Origin of the sequence: Oscillatoria sp. CS-180, assembly GCF_028330965.1 — a bacterium.
In the GTDB taxonomy this organism is placed as follows: domain Bacteria; phylum Cyanobacteriota; class Cyanobacteriia; order Phormidesmidales; family Phormidesmidaceae; genus Halomicronema.
The window spans coordinates 20,959-41,383 of the sequence record NZ_JAQMUB010000031.1 but is presented as its reverse complement, the minus strand read 5'-3'; the positions used below and the strand labels follow the sequence as shown (position 1 = coordinate 41,383).

16 protein-coding genes and 1 tRNA gene are annotated in these 20,425 nt (G+C 50.9%); 7 read left to right on the top strand and 10 right to left on the bottom strand.

Annotation, left to right across the window (positions count from 1 at the left end; genetic code table 11):
* The first annotated feature begins 122 nt into the window (after positions 1–122).
* Complete coding sequence (locus tag PN498_RS06770; RefSeq protein WP_272061962.1) at positions 123–875, top strand: fasciclin domain-containing protein; 753 nt, start codon at positions 123–125, stop codon at positions 873–875.
* A gap of 259 nt (positions 876–1,134) precedes the next feature.
* Here PN498_RS06770 and malQ read toward each other — a convergent pair whose 3' ends face one another.
* A complete protein-coding gene (malQ, locus tag PN498_RS06765; protein WP_272061961.1) occupies positions 1,135–2,631 on the bottom strand; it encodes a 4-alpha-glucanotransferase in 1,497 nt (498 codons plus the stop codon).
* Positions 2,632–2,745: 114 nt separating this feature from the next.
* On the opposite strand from malQ, the gene PN498_RS06760 reads away from it, so the two are divergent.
* The 4 genes from PN498_RS06760 to PN498_RS06745 all read left to right on the top strand — a co-directional run bounded on the left by PN498_RS06760 (position 2,746) and on the right by PN498_RS06745 (position 8,649).
* Positions 2,746–3,543, top strand: coding sequence for an HAD family hydrolase (locus tag PN498_RS06760; protein WP_272061960.1), 798 nt, complete (start codon positions 2,746–2,748; stop codon positions 3,541–3,543).
* 201 nt (positions 3,544–3,744) lie between these two features.
* Entirely contained in the window at positions 3,745–4,932 is a 1,188-nt protein-coding gene (locus PN498_RS06755) for a DNA double-strand break repair nuclease NurA (RefSeq protein WP_272061959.1), read from the top strand.
* A 113-nt stretch (positions 4,933–5,045) separates the two neighbouring features.
* The gene (locus tag PN498_RS06750; RefSeq protein WP_272061958.1) at positions 5,046–7,463 is read left to right on the top strand and encodes a heavy metal translocating P-type ATPase; all 2,418 of its coding nucleotides are present in this window, start codon (positions 5,046–5,048) and stop codon (positions 7,461–7,463) included.
* 76 nt (positions 7,464–7,539) lie between these two features.
* A complete protein-coding gene (locus PN498_RS06745; protein ID WP_272061957.1) occupies positions 7,540–8,649 on the top strand; it encodes an alpha/beta hydrolase in 1,110 nt (369 codons plus the stop codon).
* 252 nt (positions 8,650–8,901) lie between these two features.
* Here the strand turns inward: PN498_RS06745 and PN498_RS06740 are convergent, their stop codons facing one another.
* The 8 genes from PN498_RS06740 to PN498_RS06705 all read right to left on the bottom strand — a co-directional run bounded on the left by PN498_RS06740 (position 8,902) and on the right by PN498_RS06705 (position 17,150).
* Positions 8,902–10,077, bottom strand: coding sequence for a citrate synthase (locus PN498_RS06740; protein WP_272061956.1), 1,176 nt, complete (start codon positions 10,075–10,077; stop codon positions 8,902–8,904).
* 446 nt (positions 10,078–10,523) lie between these two features.
* Positions 10,524–11,036, bottom strand: a complete 513-nt coding sequence (gene sixA / locus PN498_RS06735) for a phosphohistidine phosphatase SixA (protein WP_272061955.1) — start codon at positions 11,034–11,036, stop codon at positions 10,524–10,526.
* Positions 11,014–12,255, bottom strand: coding sequence for a DHH family phosphoesterase (locus PN498_RS06730; protein ID WP_272061954.1), 1,242 nt, complete (start codon positions 12,253–12,255; stop codon positions 11,014–11,016). Before PN498_RS06730 ends, sixA begins: the two co-directional genes overlap by 23 nt.
* A gap of 126 nt (positions 12,256–12,381) precedes the next feature.
* A complete protein-coding gene (locus tag PN498_RS06725) occupies positions 12,382–12,879 on the bottom strand; it encodes an HNH endonuclease (RefSeq protein WP_272061953.1) in 498 nt (165 codons plus the stop codon).
* A 285-nt stretch (positions 12,880–13,164) separates the two neighbouring features.
* On the bottom strand, positions 13,165–13,461 hold the full coding sequence (locus PN498_RS06720) for a PepSY domain-containing protein (RefSeq protein ID WP_272061952.1): 297 nt from the start codon (positions 13,459–13,461) through the stop codon (positions 13,165–13,167).
* 435 nt (positions 13,462–13,896) lie between these two features.
* Positions 13,897–14,460, bottom strand: coding sequence for a cupredoxin domain-containing protein (locus PN498_RS06715; RefSeq protein ID WP_272061951.1), 564 nt, complete (start codon positions 14,458–14,460; stop codon positions 13,897–13,899).
* Positions 14,461–14,689: 229 nt separating this feature from the next.
* Positions 14,690–16,948 (bottom strand): heavy metal translocating P-type ATPase, encoded by a 2,259-nt coding sequence (locus PN498_RS06710; protein WP_272061950.1) that lies wholly within the window; start codon positions 16,946–16,948, stop codon positions 14,690–14,692.
* A 10-nt stretch (positions 16,949–16,958) separates the two neighbouring features.
* Positions 16,959–17,150, bottom strand: coding sequence for a heavy-metal-associated domain-containing protein (locus PN498_RS06705; RefSeq protein WP_272061949.1), 192 nt, complete (start codon positions 17,148–17,150; stop codon positions 16,959–16,961).
* A gap of 501 nt (positions 17,151–17,651) precedes the next feature.
* On the opposite strand from PN498_RS06705, the gene PN498_RS06700 reads away from it, so the two are divergent.
* Positions 17,652–17,966: a Uma2 family endonuclease gene (locus tag PN498_RS06700; protein WP_272061948.1), complete on the top strand. Its 315-nt coding sequence runs from the start codon at positions 17,652–17,654 to the stop codon at positions 17,964–17,966.
* Positions 17,967–18,147: 181 nt separating this feature from the next.
* On the opposite strand, the gene PN498_RS06695 is transcribed toward PN498_RS06700, so the two are convergent.
* Positions 18,148–18,221: transfer RNA gene (locus tag PN498_RS06695), tRNA-Pro, on the bottom strand.
* Between the two features lie 531 nt (positions 18,222–18,752).
* Here PN498_RS06695 and PN498_RS06690 point away from each other — a divergent pair.
* Complete coding sequence (locus tag PN498_RS06690; protein ID WP_272061947.1) at positions 18,753–20,372, top strand: bluetail domain-containing putative surface protein; 1,620 nt, start codon at positions 18,753–18,755, stop codon at positions 20,370–20,372.
* Positions 20,373–20,425: the final 53 nt, after the last annotated feature.

Here is a 20,425-nt window from a genome sequence, read left to right as displayed (position 1 = left end):
ACGTCATAAAACAAAGAACAATCGTTTATGTGGGAGGATTCTAATAGATTTCATCGCATTTACAGGGATCTCGTAATAGACTACTAAAATTAAAGATTGTGTAACCAACCGAGAGAAAAACGATGGTCTACTTATCTTCTGCTTTGCAGGGTATCGCGATCGCGGGTGCTTTCAGTTTTGGCATTGCACCTTTGGCTATAGCGATTCCAGAGAAGGACGCCTCCATTATTCAAGGTGAGCTTGTTGCACAGGTTGAGACCCTTCCCGACGCCGATATCGTCACCGTAGCCAGCAGTGTTGATGATTTCACCACGCTCGTGCAAGCCATTCGCACGGCGGAACTTGAAGAAACCTTACAAGGTCCAGGTCCTTTCACGGTGTTTGCGCCCACCAACGATGCCTTTGCAGAGTTGGATGACTTGCTCCGTTCTCGCTATGAGCTTGGAGTCGCTGATTTATTGCTGCCAGAAAATCGTGAGCTCTTAACGGAGGTCCTTACGCATCACGTTGTGCCTGGAGCTGCGGTCGCCTCCGGTGATATTCCCAACGGCGCTACACCCCTAGAAGCTGTTGACGGAAGCACGCTACAGGTCAACCGAACCGATGAAGATATTGACGTTAATGGTGTCGTCGTTACCGCTTTCGACGTCCCCGCTACCAATGGTGTCATCCACGTTATTGAAAGTGTGCTTTTACCAGACGGTGTCGTTGCGGCACTCGAAGAAGGCCGCGAAGAAGCAGCTGCTGAACCTCCTGAAACGACTGAGCCTATGACACCCGAACCCGAACCAGAGCCAGAGCCCGAACCAGAGCCAGAGCCTGAACCAGAGCCAGAGCCCGAACCTGAACCTGAACCTGTACGTGGTCTCTGGTAAACGCTGAAAGAGTTCCCTAATTTGGTCATTGCAGAGCGCTCCAGATCGTTGATCGGAGCGCTCTACTTTTTTATATAATCGCGAATTAATCACAAATCAGAGGAAATTAGAGGGGATGACCGAAGGCAGAATCCATCTGATCTGCATTTTCAGTGCAGCTTATAGAGTTCGGATTCAGCCATGAACCACAACCGTTGGGCTGACAAGCGGAAATGCTACAGTCCAAATCTATTCCGTTCCCTAATGAAGCTTTCCCTTCCTAACGTCGGTAGGTTTGAGTGACCTCTAGCAGTCGCTGCGTCATGGCCTCAGTGATGTCCTCGGAGCGGGGATAGCGCCAGCGCCAGTTACCGTAGGGAGTGCTGGGATCGTTCATGCGACCATCGTGGCCAAGACCCATCACATCTTGCAGCTGCACGATCGCCAGATCCGCAACTGAGGCAAAGGCTAACCGCAACAGCGTCCAGTTAATTTCCTGAATGGCATCGGGGGAAGGCAGGCCGAGGTAGCGGGCGATCGCCGCCTTCTCTGGGTCGGTTGCGCCCTGTTCCCACCAGCCCATTGCCGTATCGTTGTCGTGGGTTCCTACATACACGGCACAGTTCTGGACATAGTTGTGGGGCTGGTAGAGATTTTCAGCGGTGTCCCCAAAAGCGAACAGCAGAATCCTCATGCCGGGGAACTCAAAGTGATCCCGCAGGGCCTCCACTTCAGGGGTGATGATGCCTAGGTCTTCTGCCAGGACGGGTAAGCTGCCGAGGCGATCGCCCAGGGTTTCAAAGAAAACATATCCCGGTGCTTCGACCCACTCACCATTCATGGCGGTTTCTTCGCCTGCGGGCACCTGCCAATAGGCTTCGAACGCCCGGAAATGATCGATGCGAACGATGTCTACATATTCTAAGGTAGCTCTGAACCGCTTTACCCACCAGCTAAAGTCGGTGCGCTCAAGATAGTCCCAGTCGTAAACTGGGTTGCCCCAGAGCTGTCCGGTGGCACTGAAATAGTCGGGAGGAACGCCTGCAATGTAGGTAGACTTCAGCGTTTCTGGATCGAGTTTAAAGCATTGCGGATCGGCCCAAACATCGGCGCTGTTATAGCAAACGTAGATGGAAACGTCCCCGACAATCTGAATGTCTTTATGGTTCGTGTAAGCCCGCAGCGCCTTCCACTGCTCAAAGAATTTGAATTGAACAAAACGGTGGTACTGAATCTCGTCCTTCAGCGCCTCGGCCTGTGCCTTAAGAGCATCGGGTTCTCGTCGAGCTATCGCCTTATCCCAATCGCTCCATTCTTTGCCATCGTTAGCTTCCAGCAGCGCCATGAACAATACGTAATCATCCAGCCAATAGGCCTGCTCTTGGCAAAACTGATGAAAAGCATCATCAGGCTGGAACTTCTGAAACGCCTGTTTGAGATATTGGGTTTTGTACGGAATGACCTGATCAAAATCGACCCGGTTGCTTGTCTCTGAATTTGATAGTGGCTCTAACTGGTCTGCTTGCAACAGCCCTTCTTTAGCTAACTGCTCCAGACTAATTAGCAATGGATTACCGGCGAAAGCACTGAAGTTCATCGTGTAGGGCGAGTGCTCGTATCCCGTAGGGCCTAAGGGCAATATCTGCCAAATTTTCTGACCACTTTGTTCCAAAAAATCCACAAATTCATAAGCAGCCTTACCCAGATCACCGATACCGAAACGACCGGGGAGGCTGGTGGGATGCAAAATAATTCCGCTGGAGCGTTGGAAGGGCATAGTCTGATTGCAAGCAACTCCCCAAACATAGCCCTGACCGCCAACCGCCTCAATAATCCACAGATAGATTTAATCTCAAAGAGGGATAACCAATCAACGTATGAGGATTGTGAGATGGCTGCTCCAGGAATTTTGGCTTTGGATTTTGATGGGGTTTTGTGTGATGGGCTAGTAGAGTATTTTCAAACCGCTTGGAAAGCCTACTGTCAGCTTTTTCTAGATCGCGAAAAAGCCCCTCCTGACGGACTGGCGGAGCAATTCTATCCGCTGCGTCCGGTGATCGAAACGGGATGGGAAATGCCACTGCTGCTCCATGCCCTGCAACAGGGCGTTCAAGATACAGCAGTACTGGATCACTGGCAGTCCATCGTGCAGGATATTCTTCAAGAGACGGGTGTTAACCCTGACGAGGCGATGACAGCGGTAGACGGCACCCGTGATCGCTGGATAAAAGAGGATTTACAGGGTTGGCTCAGCCTTCATCGCTTTTATCCTGGTGTGATTGAACGACTGCAGCAAGCGATCGCCTCCGACGTTTTTCCACTCATCATTTCCACCAAGGAAGGACGCTTTATCCACGCACTGCTGGCGCAAGAAGGGATAGATCTGCCTCGTGAACGGATTATTGGTAAAGAAAACAAGCAATCTAAATCAGTCACTCTCAGACAACTCCAGCAGTCCCCTCCTGCCGAAGCATCCCGCAAGCAGCCTATCTGGTTTGTCGAAGATCGGCTAAAGACGCTGACTAAGGTAAAAGCTGAAGCTAATTTGCAAGACATTACGCTCTTTTTAGTGGACTGGGGCTACAACACCACAGCAGAAAAGGACAGCGCTGCGAGCGATCCCCGCATTCATCTGTTATCGTTGTCTCAGCTAGTACGTGGGTTCTCAGAATGGCTATCGATCCCCTAGTGCCTACATTGGATTAGATACCAGTAGGGTGAGCACGCCCACCAGTCCGAGTTCACGGCTACGGCCAAACTCTGAGCACCCATAGCCGTCGCCAGTTCTGTCAGAACAAGACGGCCAGCCATTAGGCTATGAGCCAAGCATCCAGGCGCTATTGGCTGCATGAGCCTCAAGGCTAAAGCTGTATCTAAACGGTGGTTTGCCATGTTGGATCTGATGAAGCTAGCCCAGCAGATGCAGGGTATTAGTAATCACCTGCGAAACGAGGCAGAAGCCGCAGGACGGCGCGTGTCCATTGCCACCAAGCTTATGTCCCAGGCGCAGACCCGTCAGACTGAGTTGGTGGAGCAGCTAGAGGCGTTTCGCGATCGCATCCCCTTTGCGATCGCCCAACCTATCGAACCGCTTAATACGCGCATCGACATTCAAACAGCTCCTGAAGCCCACACCGTACTTGCTACAGACGGCTCTCAAATTTCCCCCAGCCATCACGAGATTGCCTACTGCTATTTGCTCAATATTGGGCGAGTCGTGCTGCACTATGGTCAGAGCCGTTATCCCCTGCTGGATAGCCTGCCGGAAGTGGTTTATCGGCCCGAAGATCTTCACGTGTCTCGCCAGTGGGGGATTCGTACCGAGGAATGGATGGGGCATCGGCGCACGGTTTCGGAGGCAGTCGCTCTGTCCGAACTAGCTATTTCTGCCCACGGCGATCGCTTTGGCACAGCTCCGACTCTTGCCTTAACTGATGGTTCTCTAATCTATTGGTTTTTAGAGGATTTGCCAGGGAACGCTCGCGATCGCATCCTACCGCCTATCCTGTCTGCTTGGGACCAACTGCAGGCCGCGAGTATTCCCCTCATCGGCTATGTCAGCGCGTCCCGCAGCGGCGAAGCGCTCAACTTTTTGCGGTTGCAGAGTTGTCCTTTTGAGACCCCAGACTGTTTAACCCACTGTGCTGCTGAGCGCGATCGCCTCCCCTGTCAGGTTTTTGATCCCCTGCGAGATGTTGCACTGTGGGCAACTGACCTGACTCCGGGCCAGCGTGGTCCTCTCTACCGCAGTTCAGCCAATATCTTGGAGAGCTATGGCGACCATCGCGTTTATTTTTGCTATGTCCATGTTGGAGCGGAGGTGGCGCGGGTAGAGATGCCCGAATGGGTTGCCCTAGATGACACTTTGCGAAATGCCGCCCTAGAGATGATGATTACTCAGGTTCAGAAAGGCTATGGTTATCCCGTTGCTTTAGCAGAGGCGCACAATCAGGCCGTGGTTAGAGGGGGTGATCGCACCCGCTTCTTTGCCCTGCTGGAACGAGAAATGATTCGAGTAGGGCTACAGAATGTGGGGACTTCCTACAAAGAAGCTCGTAAGCGCGGCAGCATCGCTTAAATTTAAGTCATCTTCCTGCTTCTCAATCACAAAGAAAACTCAATAATTCTCCACAACTATAAATATTCACCTTTACGCTCAAACTATACAATACAGTCCATTTTTCTTCCGTAATGGTAAAAGCCCCCTCCGCGCCGTCTACAGACCGTCAGGATCAGACCCCTCCACAGCCTGCCGCGACTCAATCTTTTGTGTTCGATGTCAGTGGTATGAAATGTGCTGGCTGTGTGCGAACCGTTGAAAAACAGCTCACAGCCTGCGAAGGGGTGATGAACGCAACGGTTAACTTAATCACAGAAGTTGCGGTTGTCAAAACCGAGCCCAAATCCGCAGTGGATCCCACTGATCTGGCTGATCGCCTGACTCAAGCGGGCTTTCCGTCTCAAGTTCGACGGGCTGCAGATGACGCTGACGGCCCCAACACTGGTCTGACAGACTGGCTAGCTCGAAAACAGGCGGAGAATCAAAGTCAGACCCAGCAATTGACGATCGCCCTTACGCTTCTTGCGCTCTCTACCGTAGGACACCTCCATCACTTCGGTTGGGTGACGATTCCCGTTTTAAGCAATCTCTGGTTCCACTTCGTGCTAGCAACGGTAACTCTATTGTTTCCGGCCCGTGAAATCGTCCTTGATGGTTGGCAAGGAATCCGGAACGGGGCACCTAATATGAATACGCTTGTAGCATTAGGGGCCTTGAGTGCTTACAGTGCCAGTGTTGTCGCGCTGGTGTTTCCTGGTCTGGGATGGGAGTGCTTTTTTGACGAACCTGTCATGCTGCTCAGCTTTATTCTGCTGGGACGAACCTTGGAGCAGCGGGCACGTTTTCGAGCAACTGATGCATTGCGATCGCTGATTGCCCTTCAGCCTACTAAAGCTCGACTCATTGGCACAGCGGAAACCGACGGTGCCACCCAGCCCGGCGTTGAGATTCCTGTGAGCGCGGTGCAATCCGGGGAATGGTTGCGAGTGTTGCCCGGAGAGACGATTCCAGCCGATGGGCAAGTCGTCGCTGGACAAACCACGGTCGATGAATCCATGCTGACAGGTGAATCGATCCCGGTCGAAAAGCAGCCAGGAACGACCGTTACTGCCGGAACTCTCAACCAAACGGGCGCGATCGCTCTCAAAGTGACTGAAACTGGCAGCGATACGGTTCTTTCGCAAATGATTCGCTTGGTGGAAGCGGCCCAAACTCGCAAAGCTCCCATTCAGCGCTTAGCAGATATTATTTCCGGCTACTTCACTTACGGCGTTCTGACCCTTGCGGCTTTGACGTTCGTGTTCTGGTATTTTATCGGTCTCAACCTGTGGCCGGACGTGCTCACCAGCGCTCTGGGATCGGTTCATGCCCATCATCACATGACCTTGCAATCTTCAACTTCACTCATCAGTTTGAAGCTGGCGATCGCTGTCCTAGTGATTGCTTGTCCCTGTGCTTTGGGACTGGCTACCCCAACAGCCATTTTGGTGGGGTCAGGAATTGGCGCAGAGCGGGGACTGCTCATCCGGGGCGGTGATGTCTTGGAGTCTTTGAGCAAAGTTGACACTGTTGTTTTTGACAAAACAGGGACGCTGACCCGAGGAACACCGCAGGTCACTGCCTGTCGGGTCTTGGATGATACGTTGACCGAAACTGATCTGCTGCGGATTGCGGCGGCAGTCGAAAGCGGCACTCAGCATCCCCTGGCGATCGCGATTCAGCAGGCCGCACAAGACCGTGATTTGGATCTGCCTACAGCCACTGACTTTCAAACGGAAGCCGGTCTAGGCGTTGCTGCTGCTGTTCTTTGGCAAGGACAATCCCAAACCGTACTGCTCGGCAATTCAACTTGGCTTTTAAAGCAAAGGATTGCTATTTCAGAGGCTGCCTCAGACGCAATGGCTCAAATTTCGGAGGACCAAACGGCAGTCTACGTTGTGATTGCCGACCAAGTTGTTGGTATTATCGCGGTTGCTGACACTATTCGTCCTGATGCGCAAGCCGCCCTAGCCACGCTTCAAGCAGAAGGACTCTCCCTTCATGTGTTGACAGGCGATCGCACTCCCGTCGCCAAAACCGTTGCTCAGACCGTTGGCATCCCAGCCGACCGTGTGATTGCCGAAGTTCTTCCAGCCGATAAATCTCAAGCTATTGCAGACCTTCAGGCCGCAGGGCATCACGTTGCTCTAGTGGGTGACGGCATCAACGACGCGCCAGCCCTTGCTCAAGCCGATGTTGGCATTAGCCTCAGTTCCGGGACTGATATTGCTGCCGAAGCCGCTGATATGGTGCTGATGAGCGATCGCCTCACAGAAATTTCTGTGGCCTTGCATCTAGGGCGAGCAACTGTTGCTAAAATTCGGCAAAATCTGGTTTGGGCTTTTGCCTATAACCTCATTGGCATTCCCGCTGCTGCTGGCGTTCTGCTGCCCGTCTATGGCATCAGTCTCAGTCCTGCCGTTGCAGGTGGCCTCATGGCCTTCAGCTCAGTGACCGTCGTCGTCAATTCCCTACTGCTCAAAACGCAACCCATCGGGGACTTGCAATAGAGCATAGAGACCTCACCTGCCTTCCGAGCCTCCAAACTCCCTACTTATCCGCCCTGCTACCTTCAGTCATCTAGCCATGATTCGCTCTCGTTCTAAGACTCGTTTGGTGTTGCTTCAGATTGGATTCTTTGCTTGGGGAATCTTGACCTTGGGCGTCATTGTTTTCTTGCTTTTGCAACCCCAGGCACGGTTTTCGATGAGTCGTCTGCCGCTAGTGACCATTGCGCTTTGGTTGGGGGGAACAGGAGCGATCGCATTTTTTCTGGCGGGACTATTGAGTCGCAAAAGTCGAACTTATATTTTGTTTTGCATAAGTGTTCTGTTGGTGCTGCTGAATGGTCTCGCCTTCTTTGGGGCCTATACGCTGACGCACTTCAACGACTCGCTGCTACCCGGTTTAGCATTCGCGCCCAAGCCTGAGAACGCCCGCAAACCCGCAGATTTCGGTTTGGATTACGCCACTGAGCGAATTGCAATTAATGAAGATGAGTGGCTAGAGGCTTGGCGCATTCCAGTCTATGGTGAATCCAAAGGAACGGTCCTACTGTTTCCTGGCAATGGAGGCAATAAAGCCCATCAGCTCATGCTGCCGGCTAGCGTCTTTAACCAACTGGGCTATCACACTCTGATGGTGGACTTTCGCGGGCAAGGCGGATCAAGCGGCAACAGCACAACCATTGGCATGAGAGAAGCCCATGATGTGGCTTACGCAATGCAGCACGCTGAAGACATTGGCTTACCCAAACCGTACGTCTTATATGGCGTCTCAGCAGGGAGTGCGGCCATCTTGAAAGCCGTAAGAGATGGCCTACAACCGGATGCGACCATTCTGGAAGCGCCCTTCGCTTATTTCATGAGCGCAGTGAAATCGCGGATGAGAGCCCAAGATTTTCCAACCTTAGGAATTGCTGAATTAATCGTGTTTTGGGGCAGTGTGCAACACGGCTACAATGGCTTCGTTCACAATCCGGCTCGATACGCTAAATCAGTTGAAGTGCCAACGCTTATTCTTCACGGAGAAGACGATCGCTGGACAACGGTTGATGAGATTAGGACTATCTATGAGAACCTTCAGGGCACAAAGGAATTAGCGCTCTTTCCTGACACAGGTCACAGCTTGTTAGTCACTGTCGATAAATCTTTTTGGACAAAAGCGATCAATGACTTTTTGACCAGCCAGCTATAGTTCAAGAGCACAAGGGCGAATCAACCTTTCTGCCATACTTTGCGCCATAGTGCTATGGGCTTGTGGCCGCAACAGCAGCCGGGGCGATAGCCCAATGGCTGGCCGCTTGTCCTAACGGAATTGGCGACGGCTATTTGAAAAAACGATAGAACGAAAAATCCCTCCACGAATGGAGGGACTGGAGTTCCTGAAAATCGTCACTGGAGTAATATTGCGGCCTTTGTCTCATAGTGACAAGAGGGGTGAAACCCTTCACATGTGGCCGTTTTTAGAGGCTTTGTCCCAAATTTGTGGGCGATTGTAAATAGGAATGTACTGCTGCCCATGCGACCCCGTGTAAATTTGGGTAGGGCGAAAAATACGGTTCTCTTTGAGCTGCTCTTTCCAGTGAGCTAACCAACCTGCGGCACGGGCGATCGCAAAGACGGGCGTAAATAGGTCTGTCGGAATCCCGAGGCGACGATACACCAATCCAGAATAGAAATCGACATTAGGGTAGACGCCCTTCTCACCCAGGCGCTCAGTAACGACTTGCTCCAGCTCCAGCGCAATCTCGTAATACTCATCCCCACCGAACTTTTCGAATAGCTGCTCTGCCAGCTTTTGCAGAATCTTAGCCCGTGGGTCTTTGACTTTGTAGACTCGGTGTCCAAAGCCCATAATCTTCCTCTTGTGCTTAATGCAGTCGTCAATATAAGGCCGCACATTCTCGACGCTGCCGATGGTTTCCAACATGGTAATGACTTCTTCATTGGCACCACCGTGAAGAGGACCTGCTAACGTGCCTACCGCAGATGCAATAACTGCATAGGGGTCCGTTAGCGTGGATGCAGTCACCATTGCTGAGAACGTGGACGCATTGATGGTGTGTTCTGCGTGTAGCGTCAAACAAATATCGAAAATTCGGGCTGCTAACGGGTCCGGTTCTTGCTCATTCAGCATATAAAGAAAATTTGCCGCATATCCCAAATCATCCTGCGGCGTGACCGGATCATTTCCCTTTCGCATCAGCTGAAAAGCGGCCACCATCGTCGGAATCTTGGCAAGCAGGCGAACAACGGCTTGCTGAATGTAGACCGGGTCATCTAAATCCCGTTTGGAATAAAACAACCCTAGGGCAGCAGCGCAGGCTTGTAGCGCATCCATCGGATGTCCACCCTCAGGAAAGCACTTCATCATGTCTCGAATTCGATACTTCAATCGACGGTGATGTCGAATCTCGTATTCAAATTCTTCCAGTTCTTTTTTGGTGGGTAAACCGCCCCAAATCAGCAAGTATGCAGACTCTAAAAAGGTGCTGCTTTGAGCTAAGTCTTCAATGCGAATACCTCGATATTCCAGAATTCCCTGCTGGCCATCGACATAGCTGATGGCTGATTCAGTTGCTGGAATCCCCTCTAAACCAGGTTTGTAGTCACAGACTGTCATTGTGGTGCATCGCTCCCATGCGTTAGTTGATACCTTTAAATCTCCAGATTCCAGCAGTACATCGTGAGACACCTCATTATCGATAATGGCTTAGTTAGGCGATAGAACTCAAAATACTGTGCTGCTATTGTGGAGTCACTCTGCTACAAAACTTTCAGTAACAGAAGTTGGGTCCTTCAATCTGTTTTGATTGAACGCATATTGATTTTTAGTTGTCTCAAGACTAGAAAAGGTTGGCTTTTGGGAGCCGTAGCTATCAAGTTCAAGAGAGTCAAGAATGTCAAAATCCGCACTGCATACAGGATTTGTTCTGCTTTCTGCCGTGCTCCTTTTGTGTTTTGCCATCGCTTTTCCAACAGGGACAATTCCCACCTATTATCAACGGAAGCGGAACGTGAGGACAAACACTCTGTTGTCAAGGCTTTGGGGAACTTACCCAAGTTTTGCTACAGCATCAGTCGCGGCGGTGTGAACCAGAAGAGCATGCTGTTGGCGATCGCCTCTTCTGCCGCTAAGACCTGCACTCCAACAATGCCGGCTTTCTTAAGGTGCCAGCGATCGCTAATCTGTCCTATCACCAGCTGCTGCGCCCACATAGTCAGATCGGGTTCATGGCCGATCAACGCGAGGCGACTTTCAGAATGGCAGGTCTGCCATTGAGCTAGCCAAGGCAACCAGGCTTGGAGACTACCTCCTGGAGCCAGTTCCAGCCTGGTTTCTGATATAGGTGCCAGGCCCGTTTTCAACAAGATCTCTGCGGTTTGAGAGGCGCGAATGAGGGGACTAGTGAGTACCAAATCAAACTCAAGGTTTAGCTCCTTCAAACGTCGAGCTACTTTTTTCGTTCGCGATCGCCCCTTTTCTGTCAGGGGACGCTCATCATCATTGTCGTAGGTGCCTCGCTCTGCTGCGATACCGTGGCGGATGAAATACAGATCAGTCTGTGGAGATGAGGCCATCTTCTGGATTAATGAGACGCAGTAGCTTTTGCTTGACTTGAATGTCGAAGACCTCCCATTTTAGGCGGTTGTAGTCGCTATTTTCATAAAAACCGGACAGGAACCCAATGGGAATTTCAAAGCCACCTGCCGTCGTGCGCCCACCCCCAAAGAACCGTCCCTCTGTATCGCGACCAAAGGCTTCCTTGATAAACTCGTCTGGATCGAGGGTGATCTTGCTTGTTCTAAGTGAGCCGATGACAACTTCTCTTTCTTCATCTTCATCGTGAACAATGCCGTAAACGACGGCAGTATGCACGTTTTCTTCAGTGACAAGAAAATCGGCTGCTTGCGGAATGGCGTCTCGGTCTTCGTATCGCAGGTAGCCCACCCCTGCAATCGAGAAGTTGTTTTGCACCTGACGATTGCGCAGCGATCGCTCAATGACATCCATTACCCGCTTGGATCGCGAGGCCCTTAAGATCGCTGCCAGCAGCTGTGGATCGTAATAATTACTCAAGTATGCGGCTGCTTCAAAATCGGCCTCAGCTGCATGCATGAGGTTATTTGTATCAGCCCGCAGACCATGCATCAAAGCCGTAGCACATTTAACATGAGTGCTGTTACCTCGATCTAGCGTTAATAGCTGCTCACTCTGCAAGTACTGCGTCAGAATCGTTGCCGTCGCTCGAATATGAGGCCGCAAGTCTACCAAACTAGCGGATATCTCGTGCTGGGGGGCATGGTGATCGACAACCAAAAATAGGGGGAGTTCTGCTGCTTCGACAAGGTGAATGAGCTGACTCGTCGTTCCTTGCGTATCTAACAGCACGTAAGCTTGATACTGACTCAGGTCCGGTCCACTGTTAGTCTGTAAATTCCAACGGCGAACTGGCATCCCCGACAGGCGCACCAGCGCAATATTTTCTTGATGGCTCAAGGTGCCGCCGTAGTAGATATCGCAGTCAATGTTGTAATTCTTGCAGATTAATCGATAGGTCCACGCCGACGAAAGCGCATCAGGGTCGGGGAAATCCTGAATGAGCACTAAATGACGATGGCCCGAGCGCTCTGACAACAACTTACTGAGCTGAAAAACAAGGCTACGCTCTTCGTCATTAGCTCTCTTACTGATCGCCCGCTGTCCTACCGAAGCTGAAACTGTCTTCGTAGATTGATTCGTAGCCGAAGTGTCAGAATCCTTAACTGTAGCGGATGATGCTTTGTTGGAGTTAGTCACAAGTAATTACTTAGCTTTCCTCTTTAGGATAACTTCCTCAGATCGCAAGCGTACCCCTCTAAAGCCACACATTGAAGGGCATGTCAGGAATGACAGCCCTTTCATTCAACCGATAACAGCCACTGTCTATACCCCGATGACGTACTTTTTCCACTCTTCATGAGTCCCACTTCGCACTTGTCGCGTCACTTCGAAATATAGACTGCTGTGAGGACGACGAGGCGGATTTTGCAGCGGCATGGAGGCTTCGCGAGGTGTGCGATTGCCCTTTTGAACATTACAGCGTACGCAGGCAGTCACCATGTTTTCCCAAGTGTCACCACCACCCCGCGATCGCGGTAGTACGTGATCAAGGGTTAGACCATCCCCTGAGTAACCGCAGTACTGGCAGGTGTGGGTGTCTCGTTGAAGAATGTTGCGACGAGTAAGGGGGATTTCCTTGTAGGGCACTCGAACATAGTGCCTCAAACGAATAACAGTCGGTAATGGAATATTTGGATAGATGAACCGTCCGTTATGTTCAACCTCCTCAGCCTTACCTTTGATGACAAGGACAATCGCTCGACGCCAACTAGTGATGTTGAGCGGTTCGTAGGAGGCATTAAGCACTAGAACCTTACTCATCGGTGATTGCTTAGAGAATATTTTACTGATGTTAACACAAGCCCTTAGGAGCGGCTGTTTAAGCTTGGATCTAGCGAACATTCATCAAAGTTTTTCGAATAAATATTGAGAAGTCTTGAGCAAATGATCGTCTCGATTGCAGCTACGCGCTGGCCCAATTCTCAAAACCTAATTTCTCTCCGTTTGTAGCTTTAGCTATCTGGGCTTGTGCACCTAACCGCATGTGGTGCTGGAGGTGCAGCCAGATGACTCACCGTCTTGTTCTAAGGGAACTGGTGATGGCGCTCACGACTTGGCCGATTTTCGAGAACGCATGAAATGTTGAAAGGCCATAACGCTGCCCGTTACCAGCATCCACAATAATCCTAATCCGTTAAGCAGGACGTAGAACGGTTCCAGGGTCGGGCCTAAATATTCTCCTTCGTGGATCGTCATGAGGATGTGAACTTGGTCGCGGGATAAACCGAACCAGTCTTTAGAAAGACGATAGACAACCCCTGTAATGGCTGTCGTTAAAAGAGGCAACAGCACAATGGGCGCAAGGGTACGATGTAGTTTTCGAAACAGTGGCTGCAATTTCATAGATTAACAATCCATCAAGTTGCCGTCTGCACTAGCAGGTGAATTCTGCTCCGGAGGCTCTATCCAACATTCTTAAAGGATTGCAGAAATTGTCCATCATCGGCTTATCTTTTACTATAGCGAAGCACTTCTGGCGGCAATCTAACGAACTCCCAACCCAGTAGAAGCACTTCAGATAGCGTACTGAAAGCAATAACGACGATCTGATAGTGGCCCTTTTTGGGCTAGTGAACAACTACTCAACGATACGGATAATATCCTGTAAGCCAAACCAGTTATAGTGCCGCATGTTCCCTTGATGCGATACCTAAACGTACACCAGGAGCGAAAGCCCTAGCACGCTTGAAGCGATTAGATTTTGTTGTTGCCAGAGCGATCGCGATCGCCGCTGCCGTTTTCAAGACATTATTCTTCGGTGTTATCAGTAAGCCGGAGCTACGATTCAGCTACTGTAGCCAAATCAGTAGAGTTAGTTTTCAGGGAGTGGTCCACGACCTCAACGATGCCGCGAAACATATTCATGCCGCAGGCAAATTCATATCGTCCAGGCTCATCCGGGGTGAACTCGATCGCGGTGGTTTGATTCACCGGCAGGGCTTTAGCAATGCGAAAATCAGGTAGGCGAACCTCTTCTAGACAACTACTCGGGTCAGTACGATGGAAGTTGAGCCGTACGGGTAAACCGGCTTGCACCACAATTTGGTTCGGTTCATAGCCGCCATCTACCTCGATAGTGATTTCCTGTATGCCGTCTTGGGCCTTGACTTGGCTCAATTTGGGTTGACTGAAAACAAACCACCACAGTTCTAGTCCAATCAAACCCAAGCCACCTGTCGTTACAAGGGCTTTTGCCCACAGCGGCTGTTCAATCCGACGAAATCCACCGTTAGATTCAGACCTTGGCTCATGGGTCATTTGAGCTGGAGAGCCAGTAGCCACCGTCAGCAGTAGCCCTAAACTGGTCAAGCTACTCAAAGCTAGTTTGTGAAAACAACGCATGGTCAACCTCCTGAGCTAGCTAACGATGCCAAAGATAATGAAATTGCCCAAAATGCCGGAAAGGGCTCCGAGTAAAAAGCCTGCACCGACGAGTAGGGCGAGGAAGGAGAGGGGGTAGGTCATGGTTAGATCCTTTGTGGGATGGGGAGATGGGGAATGGGGGAATGGAGGAATGGAGAGTAGGGAGATGGGGGAATGGGGAGGTGGGGAGTAGTGGGTAAGGGGTTCTCTAGGTCTGCGTTTTGGGGCGAAAGTTGCGCAGTCGCAGGGCATTGGTGACTACTGAGACGGAGCTAAAGGCCATGGCTGCTCCTGCAATGATGGGGTTGAGCAACCAACCCAAAATTGGGTAGAGGATACCCGCAGCAATAGGAATGCCCGCCACGTTGTAGATGAAGGCAAAAAATAGGTTTTGGCGAATGTTGCGAATCGTGGCGCGGGAAAGCTGAATGGCCGTCACAATACCCCACAGATCGCCGGAAATGAGTGTGATATCGCTAGCGGCGATCGCCACATCGGTGCCTGTGCCAATGGCCATGCCAACATCGGCTTGCGCCAGGGCAGGAGCATCGTTGATGCCATCACCCACCATTGCGACTAATTTGCCTTCTTGCTGCAATGCCAATACCTGATCAGCTTTTTGCTCGGGACGCACCTCCGCCATTACGCGCTGAATATTCACTTCACGGGCAATCACCTCAGCGGTGCGACGGTTGTCACCCGTGAGCATGACGACCTCCAGTCCCATTTTTTGTAGCGTCTGAATGGCGTTCTTAGAGGAGGGTTTAACCGCATCAGCAATGCCCATGATGGCTTCTACCTGCCCCGCTACTGCTAGCCAAACGGCGGTTTTGCCCTGCGACTCTAACTGATCCCATTCGGGTTTAAGGCGTTGGGTCTCAATACCAAGTTCATGCATCCAGCGATAGGTGCCGATTTGCACTCGGTATCCTTCAACCTGACCCTGAACGCCGCTTCCGGCTACAGCTTCGAATCCGGTGGGCGCTGTGAGTGTTGCCCCTTGCTCTTGGGCATACTGCACGATCGCTTCTGCCAAAGGATGCTCGGAGTTTTGCTCTAGGGAACCCGCAAATCTGAGCAGGGGCAGTTCATGGCTGTTGGCGATTCCCCTGATGGTAATGTAGTCCGTTACCGTTGGTTTGCCCTGGGTCACGGTGCCGGTCTTGTCCAACACAATGGTTTGAATCTTATGGGCCAGCTCTAGGCTATCCGCCCCTTTGATCAAAATGCCGTTTTCGGCTCCTTTACCCGTCCCCACCATGATTGAGGTCGGAGTCGCCAGTCCCAGGGCACAAGGGCAGGCGAGAATCAACACTCCCACCGTGGTAATCAGGGCTATGCTCACGTTGCCCACAAGGTTGAACCAGATAACAAAGGTGAGAATGGCGATCGCAATCACCGCCGGGACAAACCAGCCCGTCACGCGATCGGCCAATCGTTGAATAGGCGCTTTAGATCCTTGGGCCTGCTGCACGAGCTTGACGATTTGAGCTAGAAAGGTATCTTTGCCCACTCGGGTTGCTCGAAACTTAAAGCTCCCCGTCTTGTTAAGAGTGGCACCAATCACCTCGTCGCCCACCTGCTTTTGGACAGGAATGCTCTCACCCGTCACCATCGCCTCATCCAACGTCGAGGCGCCCTCAATAATGTCCCCATCTACCGGCACCTTTTCACCCGGTCTGACAAGTACAATGTCTCCTAAAACGACTTCTGAAATCGGAATATCGATGGTTTCACCCTGGCGAATCACCCGCGCTGTTTTCGCCTGCAGCCCCATCAGCTGACGAATCGCTTCCGAAGTTTGTCCCTTGGCTCGGTTCTCCAATAAATTGCCGAGCAAAATCAAGGAAACAATGGTCGCCGCAATCTCAAAATAAACATCAGGTTGCAGCCTCTGATTGATAAACCACTGGGGATACACCGTTGGAAATAGCGAGTACAAGTAAGCTGTGCCGGTACCCACAGCGACGAGAGTATCCATGGTAGCCGAGTGATGTTTCAGGGCTTTCCAGGTATTGATGAAAAAATCACTCCCGGCCCACACCATGACGGGCAAAGTCAGCATCAACTGTAGCCAAGGGTTGTGCATCCAGTCTGGAATCAGCGGAATGTCCAACCCAGTCATCATCGGCAGTGCACCCACCATGAGTACGCCACTGATGACCAAACTAAAAATCACTTTGTGCGTCAATTCTCGATGCCGAGTGGCTCGCTCGCGACGTTCAGCATCGTCTCCAGCTGTTAGCGGGTTATCGTCAACGGGCTGAGCGCGATAGCCTACCGCATCGACCGCTGATTGGATATCAGCAGCACTCAGGCGGTCAGCGTCATAGGCAACCGTAGCTTGCTCGGCCCCAAAGTTAACGCTGCAAGTCTTGACTCCGGGAACGGAGCGAATCGCTGCTTCAATGTTGCTGGCACAAGCAGCACAGCTCATGCCGTGTAGCTTAAAGGTTTGACTATCCATTGTGGCGTCCTTATGCGATCGTATATCCCGCTGTTGTGATGACCGCTTTGATGTCGGCTTCAGCTGCTCTCATGACAACGCTGACCTCAGTTTGAGGATTCGCAGCAACTTGAGCTGTAGCATCTACAGAATGAACAGCTCGGGTTACAGTTTCAATGTAGGCAGAGCAGGCAAGGTCAGAAACGTACAAATCGAGTTTCATCACAACCCTTTTTAATGAGTGATATCTCCATCTTGAAATCTCTAGTCGACTCTAGGGTCAAGGGGTGCAACATAGAAAGTACGAACGAATTCCATTTTCCTGCTAGGAAATTAAACTACCGGAAACCCTGTGTTTTAGTCCGAGTAGTTGCTCTATCCCACAAATTCATACGCACAAAAAATGACTTACGAACAGTTTTTGACAGAACTAATGGGTGCTTTCATGTATTTCACGTATGAGAACTAGCTAATCAAAGACACCGAAGTCACCGACCAGTGGAAGCCATTGCTAGATCAGATCGATGAACTCACTGCCGGAAGAGAGGGATTTGTTCAACGCTTCTTTGATCTGGATGAAAACACATCATCCTTGGACGAGAATAGAACAAGGTGCGAGCCTCCAATGAGAAAAGTCCTCTTGGCTCATGCCACAATCTAGGGAATGAAATTGCCTAAGCTCGTCTTATGTCAGCCGCTACTCTTTTTTCCTTAAAGCAGTTTTTTGCAACTCCCAGATATTGAGGCGAGTCCGGCTTGGGAGTTGTTGGCCGAGGGGGCTGTTCAAAAACCTATGCCTACCGTCGAGCACTCGCGGCTACAGCGCAATTTGACTAATCTGATCAACGCGGCCCACAGTTCCTATGAAGCCATTCAAGAACTTCGCTGCAACGTGGGTAATCTATCGCCAGTTCCTGATATTGCTGTAGTGGTTGAAGCTCGCTTACCCGAAACAGGGCATTTGCAAGCCGCACCGGACTGGCTAATTGAGATCCGTTGTCCGACCGAAGTACTGTCGATCTGGGAGCAAAAATCTTAGTTCCTTTCTTAGCTTTACTCATTGAGATCTCAACTCTGTGTGTAATCTCAATCGAATCTCAATTTCTGAGTATGGTTGACGCAAAATGAACACATTTGACACATTCAGGTTTGTGCTGAAGTGCTACTGTCGACGCTCTATAAAAACAGCAAAACCTGCTCATTGAGCAGGTTTTAACCAATCGGAGCGGCGGGATTTGAACCCACGACCCCCACTACCCCAAAGTGGTGCGCTACCAAGCTGCGCTACGCCCCGGTGTTTTTTTACTGCTCGAATAGACTAGCACAAAAGGGGTGAACAATGGCGGGCACTGCTGCAAAAGCGTAGAAGCTCGGTTCTAAAGACGCAAGCTCTATCCGCTATGTCAAGAAATCATGAATCTAGTGTGAAATACCTACGAATCCTTCATAAAGACTACTTCATTTCTTCGACGCGGGACATGGAAGATCGATTAAGGTGTTAGCAAGTCAGCGATCGCTGATAACCGCATAGGTTTAGCAATCAGGGATTGTGCAGAAGCTGGATCTAGACGTTCTTTGATGTTAGTAGGGTCTGCTGTCTGTGCATCTACGCTTACAGGAATAAGTCTCCAAGGATGAGAGGTTGGTCAAGTGGATCTCATTGGCCCTGGCAACAATTGTGATAGAGTCTGAGCCTGACAGAAGTACGGATAGGTTCACCTTGAAGGTTTATACATCTTGAGCAAAGGCTCCTTCTGAAAGGGTGGTAGCTGCTGTTTGGATCCTGATTGACATTGGTTGATTTAGCGATTGGCATTTCACGAACATGGCAACGAGAATTGGTGGTATTGAATCCGAGTTTCTTCAAGGAACTCCCGAATCTGACATCCTATTTGGCAATGAGGGGGATGATCTACTGTATGGTGGTGACGGCGATGACGCTATCTACGATGGCCCAGGTTTCGATACAGTTTTGGGTGGAAACGGAGATGACGTCTTATACCTGACTGACAGCAACGGCCTCAACGAAGTTGTCTATTTCTTCAATCCAACCCGGCTGTTTCCCCTAAATGGTGAAGACGGAAACGACACTATCAATGCCGTCGACGCTATTGAGCCAATTAGGTTGTCAGCCTCTGTTTTTGGACTCACCAATACTGAGGCATTTATCGGTTCACAGTTCGGCGATCTCATCGATGCCACAAGTGTTTTATTTAGTGTTTCCTTATCAGGTGGCGAAGGCAATGACACCTTTATTGGCGGCTTCGGCAACGATATTTTAATTGGCGGCGAAGGCAACGATTTTCTTGAGGGCGGCTTTGGGTCAGATCGTTTGGAAGGGGACAGAAGTTTCATTCCTGAACCAGAGGAAATTGAGGGCGAACCATCGATCATCGAAGACGAGCCATTGATTTCAGATGGGAGAACCGATGCAGATCCTCCCAATAGTGTTGATGAGCTAGATACCGTGCCGGATATCCTACCGGATACAGGAGAATTCAGTGCACCGCCCGCAGCACCATTTGAGACAGCGGATGATGAATTGGTGTCGGCACCTACAGCTTCTGGGGGTGCGGCGACGTCATCGTCAGAGAGCACTACTGCTGAAAGTGCACCCGAAGGGTTGCTACCTGTTGAGAATTCTGAAGGCTTAGCGCCTGCGGAGCCACGGACAGTAGACGCTCGACCTGTAGAGCCGACGAATGTGCCGGCTGATGACTCCCTACAGCAGGAATTGGTCAAAGAGAATATTGTGTCACCGGAAGGCGCAGCGATTGTCTCAGCATCTACGACTGAAGCTGCTCCATCTTTGGAGAATTCTCTAGTCACCATCGAAGGTCCTGCGGCTGAGGAGTCTCTGATACTGGAAGGTCCTCCGACACCTCTCGAAGTACCCATTGACGTCGCCGAGGCACCGGTTGCGGATGACGAATCGTCTCTGATCATCCCGGAACCGATTGTTGTGCCTATCGAACCACCTGCGATCGCTCCTGACGCCCCCACTGTGGATGAAGAACCTGCCATAGCAGCTCCCGATCCGGTTGTTTCACCCATCGAAGATGGAGTCACCGTTGAACAGCCTCCCGATCCTGTGACCGTCCTTAATAGCGACACTTTTTTCTACAGTACGTTGGAGCATTCACTGCTCAGCGGATTCGACATTATTGTGGATCTTGAAATCGGAATAGATATCATCGATGCACCTTCGGCTGTTTCTGCTGAAGAACTTCTCCAGCTAGGTCCTGTTCGGGCGCTACATCAGGCCGGTCTTCGAGCTGTTTTAACTAATGATCTGTTCCCCGCTTTGGGAGCAGCCACATTTACTGTCGAGGAAAGGACTTTCGTTGCCCTGAATAATGAAGTTGCTGGTTTCCAAGCTGTTAGCGATGCAGTGATTGAGATTACCGGGTATACCGGTGACCTAGCCAGTTTTGCGATCGCCTAAGACGGTCACCAGCTGTCCATCTGCAGCTGTCCATCTGCTATGGCAATTGAACA